Below are 13,774 nucleotides of genomic sequence, written 5' to 3' on the forward strand. Positions count from 1 at the left end.
AGGATGTTCGAGGAATGGATCGCCTTTGCCGGTTACAAACCGGCGCAGGCGTAGGCGTTGATTTCGGTGCCGACCGAAATCTCGACAATCTTCGGCTTGCGCCAAGTCTTCATGTCCGCATCCTCCGCTGGAATGGGCGATCAGGCAACATTGCCGCGGGAGCCCACTAGGAAACTGTACCCGTGCGTCCGCAAGTCGACCATCATCCCAATGGATAGTTCTGAGATAATTCGGGCCAGATTTGCTGTGGTGCAGCAAAAATTCTGGAGAATTTGCTTATTGGAATTAGAAAAAATCTATGCGTCGCCCGCTGATTTGCCGGAGAGTTCAAAATAAATATCTTTTGTTAAAAATATAAATGAATTTCCCGACGATGGCCGGAGGCGTCGTTCTCTTCGATTTGCGGGTAAATAGATGTTTGGCGCATGGACGGTATCCGGTCCTATCGCGCTGGCCCGGATGCGGCCGGTGGCGTACCCCATGACGGTGATCCGGACACCGCCATCCGGCAGGACGCCACCGGACCCGGCGTCAGGCGGCGAAGGGATGCTTGGCCGAATCCTTCTGGTTCAGCAGATCCTTGAGGGTCGGATAGCCGGACACCGCGCGCTCGATGGCCTCCTTGGTGGCGCGGTAGTTGTAGTCCTGGATCTTGGCGTTGTCCTTGGCTTCCCAATGGATGAAGACGCCGACGCAGATGAAGATGTTGTCGATCTCATCCTGCGGGATGGTGCCGGCGGCGACGCAGTCGGCGACCGCCTTGGCGACGCCATGCTGGGCCGGCCCGAACATCTGCACCGCCTGTTCCGCCCCCTTGATCGTCACCTTGTTGAACAGGATGGTGGAGGGTTTGCATTGCAGGTTGGGGGCGATGACCGCCAGAAGGCTGGTGAAGCCATCCTTGTTGTTGGTCAGCGCGTTGCAGAAGGCGGTTTCTGCCGCACTGCCGCGCGGTCCCATGATCAGGTCGATGTGGGCGACCTCGTTGCCGTCGCCGACCAGAGATTCGCCCACCAGCACGCGATTGATTTTCGGGGATGACCCCTGCCACATGCCCATCGCCGCTTTCTCCCATGCATTTTGAAATCATTGGAGGACCGCCGCAGGTCATGCGGAAAACGCCGGTTCGGGCCGCTCCAGCACCATCGATGGCTGGATAGCTGCGGCTATGGCGTCGGTCACGGCGGGCATTATGGCATCTTGTTTGTTTTGCCAACAAACTCTCAAAAGAGGTCCGGAGTAACTTGAAATCGCAACTGCCGCCGTCCCGTTGACCGTATAAGGACCGGGATGGCGCGGCCTTTCGGGCAGCGCTACCCCATCTTCGGGAGGGCGGCGGTTGCTGGTCCGTCAGAGAACCGGACATGGTCCCGGTTACTGGCTGTCCTGCTTGCCGGTCGATTGTCCCGAGCCGCCCTGGGTGACGGGGGAACCGCCGATCACGCCCTGCCTTTCCTGTTGGAGCGAGCCGCCCGGAAGCTGTCCGGTCGGGGCGCTGGTGCCGTCGGTGGAACTGCCGGAGCTGCCCTGCGGGACTGGAGCGCCGCCGATGGCGCCCTGGCGCTTGCCGGGCAGGGAGTCGGGCGGCAATTGTCCGGTGGTGCCGGCCGGGGCGTTCTGCGTGCTGGTACCGGTGGAGCCGTCGGTGGAATTGCCGGTGGCGTTGCCGTCGGATTGCGCCGAAGCCGGCAGCGCGGCAATCGCAAGGCCGGCGGCCAGTGCAAGGCCCGTCAAGGGTAGGGTGGTGAAGCGTTTCATCGTGGGTCTCCGGGGATGGTCAATCCTGGCGAGGCGGTTCAGGACCGTCCGGTCCTGCCGCGAGCCGCGTCGGGCCATCGTCGGCGGTTCGCCGACGCACCCGGCCATCCCCATCAACCGGACGGTCCGGCAAGGGGTTCCGTCCGCTCACGGCTTGACGACGATGCCCCAGGGCGCGCCGCCGACCGGAATGCTCTTGATCACCTTGTTGCGCTCCAGGTCGATCACCGACAGATCGTTGCTGATGCCGTTGGTGGTGTAGAGCCGCTTCTCGTCGGGGGAGAAGGCGAGGTTCCACACGCGCTGCCCGACCAGGAAATAGCGTTTCACCTCAAGGCTGCCGGTGTCGATTTCGGCGATACGGTTTGCCGGACCCAGCGCCACGAATGCGCGCTTGCCGTCCTTCGTCATCTGGATGCCCACGGCCTGGATGGCCTCGCGCCGGACGCCGGTAACCTCGAACCGGATCTTCTTGATCACCTTGTGGGCTGCCGCATCGATCACGCTGACCGTGCCGCCGATCTCACTCGACACCCAGACCTGCTTGCCGTCGTCGGTGAAGCGGGCGACGCGCGGCCGGCTGTCCACCAGCACATTGCCGACGACGGCGTGCTTCTCCGTGTCGATGAAGTGCGCCATGTTGGTGGTTTCGGAGGTGTTGACCAGAATCTTGCCGTCGGGGCTGATCCCCATCCCTTCCGGCTCGACGCCGACCTGGATATTGCCGATGGCCTTGCGTTCGGCGACGTCGATCACCGTCACCATGTTGTCGTTCTCGTTGGCGACGTAGAGCTTTGTCCCGTCGGGCGACAGCACGAACAGTTCCGGATCGGGACCGGAGGGCAATGTGTGGACGATCTTGCCGCTGGCGATGTCCACCACGTCGATGCGGTTGTCGTCGCCGACGCACACGTAAAGCTGCGTCCCGTCGGCGCTCAGCGTGATGCCGCGCGGACGCCGGCCGACCTTGATCTTGTTTTTGATCTGAAGGCTGTCGCCGTCGACCACGGCGATCTGGTTGTCCTTCTCGTTGGACACGAAAATGGTTTCGGCGAGGAGGGGCTCGGCAACCAGGACCGGGCCGGCGAGAAGCAGCAGGGTGCAGGACAGCAGGAATCGCATGGTGTGGTCCGCCTTGTTGGGTCCGCCCTATCGGTTGAGACGGCATTTGCTTTCCGGCGCATCGTCGCCGAGCGTGTCGAGAGGTGTGACCGGGTGCAGGAACCCCTCCTGCGGCGACACCGAGACCAGCATCCGCGGCCCGGCGATCAGGATGGGCTGGCGCATCTGCCCGTCCCAGGCGCGGAAGGACAGCGCTTCCCCTTTGAAGCCAGCCAGTTCGAAATCGGGGCTGTGCAGATAGCCGGTCAGGCCATCGAAGCCGGTGGCGCCGGTGCGGGCCGCTGCCTCCCCAACGCTGCGCACCGCCAGCCACGCGGCATAGTCGCGTGGCGTCATCCAGCGTCCGGCCAGCTTTTCGAACCGGCTTTGCAGCTGGGTGCCGCCCCACTGTTCGTTCACCCGCGACCAGGCGGTTGCGGTTAGACCCTGGGTGCCGGCGACCGGGCGCGGATACCAAGTGCGTCCGTCGAGATAGTCGCCGAAATCACCCGCTTCGTCGGCGACGACCAGCACGTCGTAATCCGGCCCCTGGGTCGCGAGCGGAATGTCGGACTGGATGGTGGTGACGCCGGTATCGGTGCGCCGGTTTCCGGTGTCGAAGGTCCAGGATTTCTCATCGACGATCCGGCCACCGAAGCGCTTGGCCGCGCGGCGGACGGCGTCGGCATAGAGCGCATCGCCAGGGTCGCGGCCGGTCAGCAGGCTCCACCGCGGCCATTTCTTCCAGGCGAGATACTGTGCCAGCGCATCGGCCAGCATGCGCCGGCTGGGGGCGGTGTGCAGGATGTTGGCGCGGCATTGCTCGTTGCGCAGCGTATCGTCGGCGGCGCGCGCGTTGAAAAGCACCATGGACTTGGCTTCCGGCCGGTCCGCGGCGGCGAGCAGTGCATCGGCCGGCAGATCGGCGACGACGAAGCGCACCCCCTCGTCGGCCAGTGCCTTCACCCCGGCGGAGATGTCGCCGTCCTGCGGCAGGACCTGCTCCACCAGCCGGTAGCTCTGTTTCAGGAAGACGCCGGTCGTGTTGTTGTCGGCGAGCGCCAGCCGGGCCCCCTGAAGCCCTTCGTCGGTCGCGACCGGCTCCAGGAAGCTGAGTGGGGTGCGCGGATCCTCCTGGCGTGCCAGATAGCCGATCAGCACCACCGTGGCACCTGGGTCCTGCGAACCGCTTCCCTGGGCGGCTGCCGGTGGCGCAAGGGCAAGCAGTCCCAACAGCGGCAGAATGGCGGCAACCAGCCGCCGCGGCTTCGATAAGTCGGATCGTCGTTCAGGCCATTGCCAGAATCTCACCATGCCCTCCCTCCGCAAGGTCGCCGATGAACCGATGGGCGCGGGTGGTGCCCGCGCGCTCGAACCAGCTTCCGGTTCCCTCCAGGGCGCGCCGCAGCAGGTGCAGGAACAGCCAGTCCCGCATGCCGCCGTCGGCAAAGCCATCTGGTGCTTCGTCCTGCGCCCTGCCCAGCAGGAGCGTGCCGCGCCGCATGCCGAATCCCGGATGCGGACCGCAGCCGCCACCGGCGGCCAGCGTCCCGGCAACCATGAAGCCGCCGGCATAGGCGCCGACCGGCCCGTCGACGACGATGATGCCGCGCCGCATCCGTTCGGCTGTCCGGTCACCGGTGCTGCCGCCGACGCTGATCAGCCCGCCGCGCATTCCCAGCGGCAGGCCGGGCAGGGCGCCGCCCAGGGCACCCCCGGCATTGCCGGCGATGCGCAGCAGTCCGCCGCTCATCCCGGCACCGGCATGGCTCGCGGCGTCGCCCTCCACCAGAATGCGTCCGGATGCCATGCCGGCGCCGACCCGGTGCAGGACGGCCTGCCCCGGCCGGATCAGCAGGCCTTCGGCCGCATCGCCCACCGAAACCTCGAACATCCCGCCGACGGTCGCCACCCCACCGCCACAGGGCAGCGGCAGTCCGGCGACCTCGTCGGCCGTCAGGCCGGCCAGCCGTTCGGGCAGCAGGGTGGACATGTCCACCGCCGTTCCGGCGTCGCCGCGGAAGGTCAGGGTCATGCCGCTCATTCCATCACCTCGCCCATCACCTCGTGGAGGTGGAAATGGTGCGGCCCCAGCTTGCCGCCGTAATTCCCGGCGGTGATCGCCAGCACGCCGGCCGCCGTCCCACCAGCCGCCGCGGCAGCGATTCCGGCCCGCATGCCGGTGCGGATCGCCGTCTCGTCGATGCCGTCCAGCACCAGTTCCAGCACCGCCTCGACGTTCGGGGACAGCAGCGTTTCCGGTTCGACCGCCCGCAAGGTCGGGCAGAATCGCGTGTTGGTGGAGGCGATCAGCGCCTTGTATTTGGACCCCACCTTGGACCCCGACCGCACCACCCCGCCGGGGAAGGGCAGGATCACTCCGGGCAAGGACCGGATCGCAGCAACCGCCGCCTCCGCCGCGGCAAGGCACTGGCGGTGGCTGGCGGCCAGGATCAGGAAATTACCGCCGCCGATGCCCTTGGCCACGGCGACGCTGTCCTCGCAGACGAACTCGCCATCCATCACCGGCAGTCGCCAGAAGCGGCGGTCGCCGAATTTCTTGGAAACCTGGTGCCCGTCGCCGAAATAGCGCAAGCCCCCGCCGAGCGGAATGCGCTTGGTCCCCTGGAGGAGTCCGGCATAGCAGGCCGACCCCGGCGAGGTCATGATGCACTGCCCGACCCGGTTGACCACCAGCTTGGCGAGGTCGCCGGTGGACATGCCGAAGATCATCACCGCGGCACCCGGCCGGCTGTCCGGCGTTTCCTCCGGCGTCAGCAGCCGTTCCACCGCCGCCTCGCAACCGCAACCGATGACCGAGGTGGCGAAGCCAGTCAGGCTGGATGTCGCCGCCTCCACCCAGGCGGGCGTGTCGGCGGTGATGACCAGCCGTGTGTAGGTCATCGGAAACGCCTCGGCAAAGGTGTCCTCGATGCGCACGCCGTTGATCTGCATTTCCGCCATCACGGCACCTCCCGCCGTCGGCAGGGATGGAGCTGCGGGCCGGCGCCATGGCGGATTTCCGCGTCCTGGATGCGGAAATGCTTGATCGGCAGGCCGATGCGCTCGTCGAAATGGCGGGCGATGCGGCGCTCGATCAAATCGTCGAAGCCGGGGCGGACGACATGGGTGCAGCCCTGCGCCATCGCCACCAGCACGCCGTCGCGCACCACCAGCCGGCCGCTCTTGAAGACCAGATCGGGTCGCTCGAACATCGCGCGGCGGTCCGGCAAATCGCTGTAGACGGTGACGTCTGCCGAAGCGCCCGGCGCCAGATGGCCGCGGTCGGCAAGCCCCAGGATGCGGGCCGGCGCCGCACGGGTCATGATGGCGATCTCGGCCAGCGTGTATTCGCGGGTGATGGAGCCCAGCGTGGTGTGGGCCGGCGCGTCGGGATGGATTTCCGCCAGCTTCGCCAGCCGGTAATCGCGGTCCATCAGCAGCCGGATCAGTTCCGGATAGAAGGTGAAGGGCGCGCCGTTGGGGTGGTCGGTGGTTAGGAACACCCGCCAGGGATCGTCGAGCAGCAGGAAAAGCTCCAGCCCGATCGCCCATTGCAGCGCGTTGACATAGGACGTATCGCGGTAGCGGAAGGGGACCACGCCGCAGCCGGCATCGCATTCGATGTCCATCGCCAGCCATTTGCGGGGGTGGGCGAGCGGCGCCGTGTGGCGTTGCGCCATGGTGTCGGCCGATGCCGTCACCGTCTGCCCGAACATCACCTGCCCGATGTCCACCGACAGCGTCGGCGTCCGGTTCACCGCCTCCGCCAGCGCCGCGGCACCGGAGGAGAATTTGCGGTCTCCCGCCGTGTCGTAGCTGTGGAACTGGATGTGCGTCATGTGCATCGGCAGCCCCGATGCCGCCTGGATGGTGTCGAGCGTCGTCGCGACGTTGCCGGGAACCCCCAGATTGCAGCCATGGACATGCAGTGGGTGGGGCAGTCCCAGTTCGTAGACCGCACGGGCCAGCACCGTCAGGACGCTGCGCGGCGTAACGCCGTAATGCGGCCCGGCCTCGTCCAGGTCGAGCGAGCGGGCGTTGAATTTGAAGGCGTTGATGCCGCCGGGATTGACCACCTTGACGGCAAGGCTCTGGGTCGCCGTCAGCATCCAGGCGACATAATCGTTGACCGCCGCCTGCCCGGCGTTGGTGGCGATCAGGTCCAGCAGGAAATCGTCGTTTCCCAGCACCAGATAGCCGCCGGTGTCGATATAAGGGATGTCGCTCATCTCCAGATGCGCATGCCGGGCGTTGGAACCCAGCATCGCCGGCTCGAAGGCGGCGGTGAATCCCATCTCGATATAGCGGGCGCCGGTGGTGTGGGTGGAGGGCGTGGCGATGCCGCTGCCGCCCCCGATCCTATTGTGGCCGCAGGCATGGCCGGCGAAGCGGTGTCGGTCGTGCTCCTCTCCCATCAGCAGGCGGGCGAGGTTCACTTTGCCGCCGGCGATGTGGCTGTGGATGTCGATGGCGCCGGCCATTACCACCTTGCCGGTCACGTCATGCACCGCGTCCGGCGTGGCACCCGGCCCCGGATCGGCGGCGATGCGGTCGTCGCGCAGCCAGAGGTCGGCGACCTCGCCATGCCGCCCGTTGGCCGGATCGAACAGCCGCCCGCCGGTGAGCTTCGTCAGCATCCGGCGGCCTCCCTGGTTCTGGCGTTTTGGCCGAGTGCCGCCAGCATCCGGCCGATCACGCCGGCGACGCTCGGCAGCCCCCTGTCGATCAGGGCGCCGGCATGGAGAGCGACAACGCTGTCGGCGCGGAACACGTCGCCGGGATGGTCGATGCCCGGGGTGCCCACCGGAATGAACAGCGCCGGCTCCGGCGTAACCATCGTCTCAGGCGGCGCCAGCATGATGACTTTGCCGCCGGTGGGGAGAGGCGGTGCATCCGGACGGAAGGCGGATATCCACAGCGTCACGTCGGCGTCGCGCAGGCGCGTGCGCCAGTCGAAGCGTTCCGGATCGTGCAGCGGTCCGCCGCCATCGAAACCGGTGCGCAAGGGAAAGCCGGTGCGCCAGCCGCAGGCCTGATTGGCGCCGATCAGGTTGTCGGCCCCGGACAAGGGAAGACCGGCGCAGCGGGTGGTGCCGTCCACCGTACGGATCAGGCGCACCAGCCCCTCGACGATCAGGTCCGGCTGCGGCCCCTCGAACAGCCCCGCCGCCCAGACCACCACCGCGTAGCGGGCGGAACGCAACCGGGCCGCCAAGGCCGCCATCGGGTCGCCGTCCGCCAACCGTCCGGCCAATGCCGTCCTCAGCCCGCCGACCAGCGTCGCCAGATCGGTTTCCGCGCCGGTGTCCACCCCGCTTGTTTCGATCCTGCCGCCAAGGCACCGCACGGTTTCCGGCAGCGGTGCCCCGCCCAGGAAGACGACGCTCCGGCCATTGCCGTCAACGAAGGCCGGTTCCGGGACCACCCAGCGCTCCCACAGGCGCGGAAAGGCCGCGGCCGGGTCCGGGCCCACGACCAGGACGAGGTCGCAGCGGTTGCGCAGCTCCGCCAAGGTGGTCACCGACCAGCCGAAGCGGCGCAGGACCGACAGATTGCGGAACAGGGCATCCGAGCGCTCATGGTCCACGGTCGCGCCGATGCGTTCGGCGAGGCTGAGCGCGGCGAGCACGCCCTCCACATCGGCCGCCAGTCCAGCGATCAGCGGTGCGCGGCTGGACCCCAACAACCGGACCGCCTCGGCAATGGCGTCGTCCATGGAAATGGCGGCTCCGTCCAGACGGGCATCCGTCGGCACCGCCATGGGGCGTCGGAACAGCCGGTCGGCCTGCGGGCAGCCGCTCGGCCGTGGAGCGATGCCGGACTGGTCCCGGTCGATCCCGATGTCGCCGCAGCCGAGCCCGCAGAACGGACAGAGAATGTCGGGGTGGAAGGTCATGGCCCCCCAATCGCCTGAGTGGGAAGAACGAAGTCACACCGAAGAATTCAAGCCGAATTCAAGGACGCTGGCGATCTTCGCCACGATCCAATCAAGCATCGGTCCCGGCGTTGAGAGTCCGATTCTTGGGCATGGTCGGTCCCCGACAGGCAAAGCATCCGCTTCATGCCCGGTTTCCTCCCTGGATATGTCTTGCCCCGTTCGGGCTACCGCGCGTGGATACTCGTTCGCGCTACGGACAATTTTGTTCGTAACGCTAACATTGTGCGGTGACCCGCGCAAAGGGAATGCAGATGAGCCACCAGCGCAATCGGATAGGGGAGGTGTGGGTCCGTGCGCCTGCGCGCCTGCATGCCGGCTTCGTCGATCTGAACGGTGGGCTGGGGCGCCGCTTCGGCAGTCTTGGCATCGCCATCGACCGCCCGGCCATCGCCCTGCGTGTCCGGCCCGCCGACCGGCTGACCGTCAGCGGTCCATCGGCCGAGCGTGTCCGCCGCAGCATCGAACGGCTTGGGCGCGAAGCCGGCTTGCCCGACGCCGTCGCGGTGACGGTGGAGGAGGCGATCCCGCCCCATGTCGGGCTGGGCTCCGGCACCCAGACGGATCTTGCCGTTGCCGCGGCGCTGGTTTGCCTGGAGGGGCGCGGCACGGCTGCCCGCGATCTGGCCCGTGCGCTGGAGCGGGGGGCCCGGTCCGGCATCGGGCTGGCGGCCTTCGAGCAGGGCGGGGTGCTGCTGGACGGCGGGCGGGGCGGGCTCGACGCCGCGCCGCCGGTGATCGCGCGGGCGCCGTTTCCGGAGGAGTGGCGCATCCTGCTCCTGCTCCATCGCGGCGGCCATGGCCTGCACGGTGCGCCGGAGGCCGAGGCATTCCGCCGGTTGCCGCCCTTTCCGCCCGACGCCGCGGCGCATCTGTGCCGGCTGATGCTGATGGTTGCCCTGCCGGCATTGGCCGAGGGCGATGTCGACCGGTTCGGACAGGCCATCGGCGAGCTTCAGCGCACGGTCGGCGACCATTTCGCGCCCGCCCAGGGCGGCCGCTTCACCAGCCCGCTGGTGGCGGACGCGCTGGCCTGGCTGGAGGCGCAGGGGATCGCCGGGGTCGGCCAGAGCAGCTGGGGGCCGACCGGATTCGCCGTCATCGGCGATGCCCGACAGGCGGAGCGGCTGGCCGGCGAGATGCGCACGCGCTGGAGCGGTTCACCGCTGGAGGTGATGGTCTGCCGCGGGCGGAATGTCGGTGCGACGGTGCGGAACCTGTCCGCCGAGGCGGACTTCACGCCCGCGATACGGCGGGCAGCGGGGGAATGACCGGAGGGAGACAGGCATGGGCGCCCCTTATGTGCTGCACATGATCACGCCGCTGGCGAATGTCAGCCCGTTTGACGTCAACATGGCGGTGGATGCCGGCATCGACACGATGGTCCCCTACACCGGCATCGAGACCGCGCAGGTCGAGGCGCTGACGCAGGATGCCATGTTCTCCCGCGATCCGAAGAACGCGGTGCGCACCGGCCTGTTCATCGGCGGGCGCGATGCGGCGATGGCGCTGGACATGCTGGAGGTGGCGCGCAAGGCGATGTTCCCGCCCTTCCGGATCTCGGTCTTCGCCGACCCGTCGGGCGCCTTCACCACCGCCGCCGCCATGGTCGCCGTGGTCGAGCGTGCGCTGCGGCGGGTGGGGGTGGAGGGTCTGACCGGCCTGGATGTGCAGGTCTATGGCGCCACCGGCGTCGTCGGCGGCATCGCCGGACTGATCGCCGCCCAGGCCGGCGGCAATGTCACCCTGGTCAGCCACCGCGGCGTGTCGGCCGTGCAGGGCAAGGCGGAGGAGTTCGGCCGGCGTTATGGCGTCACGCTGTCCTGCGCCGACACATCGACCGGCGGCAAGGCGGCGCTGATGAAGCGGGCGGAGGTCGTTCTGGCCTGCGGCAAGGCGGGGGTGACCGTGCTGACCGCCGACGATTTGCGCGCGGCCAAGCGTCTGCGCGTCGCCGCCGACATCAACGCCGTGCCGCCGGCAGGGGTGGACGGTGTCGGCGTGCAGGACGACGGCGTTTCCTTGCCTGCCCAACCGAATGCGGTCGGCATCGGCGCCCTCGCCATCGGCAACGTCAAGTTCAAGGTCCAGCACAATCTGCTGGAGCGGATGCAGACCGGTGGCACCGCCGTTGCCTTCGATTTCCAGGATGCGATGGACGCGGCGCGGACCATCGCCGGAAAGGGCAAATCATGACTCAACATGCGCCGGCCGGGCGCCCCAGCCTGTCGGCCCTGTCCGCTCCGCTCGCCGCCGCTCTGGTCGCCGAAGCGGTGCGGTTGCGGCTTGGCATCGACCGCGTGGCCGGCGCCACCATCGTCGATGGCGGGATCGCCCATCCCGGCGGGCTGGAGGCCGGACGCCGCATCGCCGAGCTGTGCATGGGCGGTCTCGGCCGGGTGACGCTCCAGGCCGATACCCGGTCGGACCGCTGGCCCTTCCAGGTGGCGGTGCACAGCACCGACCCGGTGCTGGCCTGCCTCGGCAGCCAGTATGCCGGCTGGAGCCTGTCGCACAAGGACGAGGGCTGCTCCTTCTTCGCGCTCGGTTCCGGTCCCGGCCGCGCACTCGCCCGCAAGGAGCCGCTGTTCGAAGATCTGGGCTACACGGACAGCGGCGACCATGCGGTGCTGGTGCTGGAAAGCGGCACCGTGCCGCCGGCGCCGCTGGTCGAACGGATTGCCGCCGGGTGCGGGGTGGCGGCGGAACGGCTGACGCTGGTGTTGACGCCGACGGCCAGCCTCGCCGGCACGGTGCAGATCGTCGCCCGCGTGCTGGAAGTCGCCATGCACAAGGTGCACGCATTGGGCTTCCCGCTGGGGCATGTCGCCGACGGCATCGGCGTCGCCCCGTTGCCGCCACCCGGCAAGGGCTTCGTCGAGGCGATGGGGCGGACCAACGACGCCATCCTGTTCGGCGGCACCGTCCAGCTGTTCGTCACCGGACCCGACGATGCCGCCGCCGATCTGGCGAAACGCCTGCCCAGCACGGAGTCCCGCGATTACGGCCGCCCTTTCGCCGAAGTGTTCGCGGCGGTGAACAGGGACTTCTACGCCATCGACCCGCTGCTGTTCGCCCCGGCGCGCGTGGTGGTCACCGCACTCGACAGCGGCCGCAGCTTCCACGGCGGACATCTTGCCTCGGACATGCTCGACCGGTCCTTCGGTGGGGCGGAGGGCGCGGGAACGGCGGGATGAACGCTGCGACCGCGGAACTGTTCATGGCTGTCTGCCGGGCGGAGGTGATGGCGCTGAAGCCCGGCAACGTCCATGTGCATGCCGCCGGCCATGGCATGACGGTGGAGGACTTCCTTCTGTCGGCGGAGGCCGCAGCCCCCGAGATCGCCCGCACCGGCGCCCCGGTCGGCGAGCGCATCCTGCTGGCGGTGCAGGCCACTCGCTCGGTGGTTGGCTCCAACACCAACCTGGGCATCCTGCTGTTGTGCGCCCCGCTGGCGCGTGCCGCCGAGATCCCAAAAATGCGCCCGCTGCGCGACAGGCTGGCAGCAGTGCTGGCGGCGCTGACGGTGGAGGATGCCGAGGCAGGCTTCGAGGCGATCCGCCTCGCATCGCCCGGCGGGCTGGGTCGTGCCGCGGAGCATGACGTCGCCGGCCCGGCGAGGGTGGATCTGCGCACCGCCATGGCGGCGGCCCGGTCGCGCGACCGCATCGCCGCCCAATATGCCGACGGCTTTCGGGACGTCTTCGACATAGGCGTCGCCCGCGCCCGGTCGATGCCGGACAGCGATACCGTCACGCTCGCAGAAGCGATTTATCTGGAGTTCCTGACCGCCTTTCCCGACAGCCATGTCCTGCGCAAGCATGGAGAGGATCGCGCCATGGCCGTGCTGTCCGAAGCCCGCGAGGTGCGCCGTCAGGTCGCCGTGGCATCCTCGGCGGCCCTCCGGCGCGAGCATCTGTTCGTCTTCGATGCGCGCCTGAAATGGCAGGGCATCAACCCCGGCACCTCCGCCGACCTGACCGTCGCCAGCCTCTTCGCCCATCGTCTGGAGGACCGGGATGCTGACCGCAAAGGCACACAGGCATGAGGACCACCATCGGCCTCAACGTCGGCGGCGCTGCGCTATGCCTCCTCGCAGCCACCCTGCCTGCGTCGGCGGAACCGCTGGTCATGACGGAGGTGGCGCCCGGGGTCTTTGTCCACCAGGGGGCCATCGCCGAGCCGGCGCCGGACAACGCCGGAGACACGGCCAACATGGGCTTCATCGTCGGCGACAGCTTCGTCGCGGTCATCGACACCGGCGGTACGCCGGAATTGGGGGTGCGTCTGCACGAGGCCATTGCGGCGCGGACCGGCAGGAAACCGGTCATCGTCATCAACACCCACATGCACCCCGACCATGTTTTCGGCAACGCCGCCTTCGCCGGCGTGCCCATCGCCGGCCATGCCAACCTGCGCGACGCGCTGGCCGCCCGCCAGGAGGTCTATCGTCAACGGCTGACCGAGGAGCTGGGTGCCGGAGCGGCGGCCGGGATCGCCCCGGTCCGGGTGGACCGGCCGGTGGCGGAAGAGGTGCGGGTCGACCTCGGCAACCGCATCCTCGTGCTGACCGCCTATCCGACCGCGCACACCAACAATGACCTGACCGTCTTCGACCGCAAGACGGGGACGCTGTTCACGGGCGACCTGCTGTTCGTCGACCATGTCCCGGCGGTCGACGGCAATGCCATGGGCTGGCTTCGCGTGATCGACCGGCTGGAGCGGGTGCCGGCGGTGCGTGCCGTTCCCGGCCATGGGCCGGCGCGCGTGGCCTGGCCGGGAGCGCTGGATGCCCAGCGGCGCTACCTGACGGTGCTGGTGGAGGGTGTGCGCCGGGTGCTGAAGGCGGGCGGCGGCATCCAGGATGCCGTCGCCCATGTGGCGGAGGAGGAACGGGAGCGCTGGCTGTTGTTCGATGCATACAACCCGCGCAACGTCACGGCGACCTTCGCCGAACTGGAATGGGAATAGGAGCGG

Annotated in this window: 14 protein-coding genes; 5 read left to right on the forward strand and 9 right to left on the reverse strand. The window is 68.3% G+C overall.

Annotation, left to right across the window (positions count from 1 at the left end):
• Positions 1–32: 32 nt before the first annotated feature.
• The 9 genes from pqqA to VH569_RS18920 form a co-directional block, all read right to left on the reverse strand.
• Positions 33–113: a pyrroloquinoline quinone precursor peptide PqqA gene (gene pqqA, locus VH569_RS18880; RefSeq protein ID WP_098736899.1), complete on the reverse strand. Its 81-nt coding sequence runs from the start codon at positions 111–113 to the stop codon at positions 33–35.
• Positions 114–531: 418 nt separating this feature from the next.
• Positions 532–1,059: a formaldehyde-activating enzyme gene (fae, locus tag VH569_RS18885; RefSeq protein WP_280177216.1), complete on the reverse strand. Its 528-nt coding sequence runs from the start codon at positions 1,057–1,059 to the stop codon at positions 532–534.
• A gap of 315 nt (positions 1,060–1,374) precedes the next feature.
• The gene (locus VH569_RS18890) at positions 1,375–1,758 is read right to left on the reverse strand and encodes a hypothetical protein (RefSeq protein ID WP_423316968.1); all 384 of its coding nucleotides are present in this window, start codon (positions 1,756–1,758) and stop codon (positions 1,375–1,377) included.
• Positions 1,759–1,905: 147 nt separating this feature from the next.
• The gene (locus tag VH569_RS18895) at positions 1,906–2,880 is read right to left on the reverse strand and encodes a PQQ-dependent catabolism-associated beta-propeller protein (protein WP_109047351.1); all 975 of its coding nucleotides are present in this window, start codon (positions 2,878–2,880) and stop codon (positions 1,906–1,908) included.
• A gap of 27 nt (positions 2,881–2,907) precedes the next feature.
• Complete coding sequence (locus VH569_RS18900; protein ID WP_423316970.1) at positions 2,908–4,173, reverse strand: ABC transporter substrate-binding protein; 1,266 nt, start codon at positions 4,171–4,173, stop codon at positions 2,908–2,910.
• The gene (locus VH569_RS18905; RefSeq protein ID WP_423316972.1) at positions 4,148–4,903 is read right to left on the reverse strand and encodes a formylmethanofuran dehydrogenase subunit C; all 756 of its coding nucleotides are present in this window, start codon (positions 4,901–4,903) and stop codon (positions 4,148–4,150) included. Before VH569_RS18905 ends, VH569_RS18900 begins: the two co-directional genes overlap by 26 nt.
• A complete protein-coding gene (gene fhcD / locus VH569_RS18910; protein ID WP_423316974.1) occupies positions 4,900–5,823 on the reverse strand; it encodes a formylmethanofuran--tetrahydromethanopterin N-formyltransferase in 924 nt (307 codons plus the stop codon). The genes VH569_RS18905 and fhcD overlap by 4 nt, the downstream gene beginning before the upstream one ends.
• The gene (locus VH569_RS18915) at positions 5,823–7,499 is read right to left on the reverse strand and encodes a formylmethanofuran dehydrogenase subunit A (protein WP_423316976.1); all 1,677 of its coding nucleotides are present in this window, start codon (positions 7,497–7,499) and stop codon (positions 5,823–5,825) included. Before VH569_RS18915 ends, fhcD begins: the two co-directional genes overlap by 1 nt.
• Entirely contained in the window at positions 7,493–8,758 is a 1,266-nt protein-coding gene (locus tag VH569_RS18920; RefSeq protein ID WP_423316978.1) for a formylmethanofuran dehydrogenase, read from the reverse strand. The genes VH569_RS18915 and VH569_RS18920 overlap by 7 nt, the downstream gene beginning before the upstream one ends.
• Before the next feature lie 293 nt (positions 8,759–9,051).
• Between VH569_RS18920 and VH569_RS18925 the strand changes: the two genes are divergently transcribed.
• The 5 genes from VH569_RS18925 to VH569_RS18945 are packed head-to-tail and all read left to right on the forward strand — an operon-like array spanning position 9,052 to position 13,768.
• On the forward strand, positions 9,052–10,068 hold the full coding sequence (locus VH569_RS18925) for a beta-ribofuranosylaminobenzene 5'-phosphate synthase family protein (protein ID WP_423316979.1): 1,017 nt from the start codon (positions 9,052–9,054) through the stop codon (positions 10,066–10,068).
• Between the two features lie 16 nt (positions 10,069–10,084).
• Complete coding sequence (locus VH569_RS18930) at positions 10,085–10,993, forward strand: NAD(P)-dependent methylenetetrahydromethanopterin dehydrogenase (RefSeq protein WP_423316980.1); 909 nt, start codon at positions 10,085–10,087, stop codon at positions 10,991–10,993.
• The gene (gene mch, locus VH569_RS18935; protein ID WP_423316982.1) at positions 10,990–11,994 is read left to right on the forward strand and encodes a methenyltetrahydromethanopterin cyclohydrolase; all 1,005 of its coding nucleotides are present in this window, start codon (positions 10,990–10,992) and stop codon (positions 11,992–11,994) included. Before VH569_RS18930 ends, mch begins: the two co-directional genes overlap by 4 nt.
• Positions 11,991–12,845 carry a triphosphoribosyl-dephospho-CoA synthase gene (locus tag VH569_RS18940; protein WP_423316984.1) on the forward strand — a complete coding sequence of 285 codons (855 nt, stop codon included), beginning with the start codon at positions 11,991–11,993 and terminating at the stop codon, positions 12,843–12,845. Before mch ends, VH569_RS18940 begins: the two co-directional genes overlap by 4 nt.
• Positions 12,842–13,768 carry a quinoprotein relay system zinc metallohydrolase 2 gene (locus VH569_RS18945; protein WP_423316985.1) on the forward strand — a complete coding sequence of 309 codons (927 nt, stop codon included), beginning with the start codon at positions 12,842–12,844 and terminating at the stop codon, positions 13,766–13,768. The genes VH569_RS18940 and VH569_RS18945 overlap by 4 nt, the downstream gene beginning before the upstream one ends.
• The last annotated feature ends 6 nt before the right edge of the window (positions 13,769–13,774 follow it).

Origin of the sequence: Azospirillum sp. 11R-A (assembly GCF_049472615.1) — a bacterium.
GTDB classification, from domain to species: Bacteria; Pseudomonadota; Alphaproteobacteria; order Azospirillales; family Azospirillaceae; genus Azospirillum; species Azospirillum palustre.

Bases quoted from the DNA above. Each gene is read 5' to 3' on its own strand.
- VH569_RS18900 (WP_423316970.1), bottom strand. From the start codon at position 4,173: ATGGTGAGATTCTGGCAATGGCCTGAACGACGATCCGACTTATCGAAG.
- VH569_RS18930 (WP_423316980.1), top strand. From the start codon at position 10,085: ATGGGCGCCCCTTATGTGCTGCACATGATCACGCCGCTGGCGAATGTC.
- VH569_RS18915 (WP_423316976.1), bottom strand. From the start codon at position 7,499: ATGCTGACGAAGCTCACCGGCGGGCGGCTGTTCGATCCGGCCAACGGG.
- pqqA (WP_098736899.1), bottom strand. From the start codon at position 113: ATGAAGACTTGGCGCAAGCCGAAGATTGTCGAGATTTCGGTCGGCACC.
- VH569_RS18925 (WP_423316979.1), top strand. From the start codon at position 9,052: ATGAGCCACCAGCGCAATCGGATAGGGGAGGTGTGGGTCCGTGCGCCT.
- mch (WP_423316982.1), top strand. From the start codon at position 10,990: ATGACTCAACATGCGCCGGCCGGGCGCCCCAGCCTGTCGGCCCTGTCC.
- VH569_RS18920 (WP_423316978.1), bottom strand. From the start codon at position 8,758: ATGACCTTCCACCCCGACATTCTCTGTCCGTTCTGCGGGCTCGGCTGC.
- fhcD (WP_423316974.1), bottom strand. From the start codon at position 5,823: ATGGCGGAAATGCAGATCAACGGCGTGCGCATCGAGGACACCTTTGCC.
- VH569_RS18905 (WP_423316972.1), bottom strand. From the start codon at position 4,903: ATGAGCGGCATGACCCTGACCTTCCGCGGCGACGCCGGAACGGCGGTG.
- VH569_RS18945 (WP_423316985.1), top strand. From the start codon at position 12,842: ATGAGGACCACCATCGGCCTCAACGTCGGCGGCGCTGCGCTATGCCTC.
- VH569_RS18895 (WP_109047351.1), bottom strand. From the start codon at position 2,880: ATGCGATTCCTGCTGTCCTGCACCCTGCTGCTTCTCGCCGGCCCGGTC.
- fae (WP_280177216.1), bottom strand. From the start codon at position 1,059: ATGGGCATGTGGCAGGGGTCATCCCCGAAAATCAATCGCGTGCTGGTG.
- VH569_RS18940 (WP_423316984.1), top strand. From the start codon at position 11,991: ATGAACGCTGCGACCGCGGAACTGTTCATGGCTGTCTGCCGGGCGGAG.
- VH569_RS18890 (WP_423316968.1), bottom strand. From the start codon at position 1,758: ATGAAACGCTTCACCACCCTACCCTTGACGGGCCTTGCACTGGCCGCC.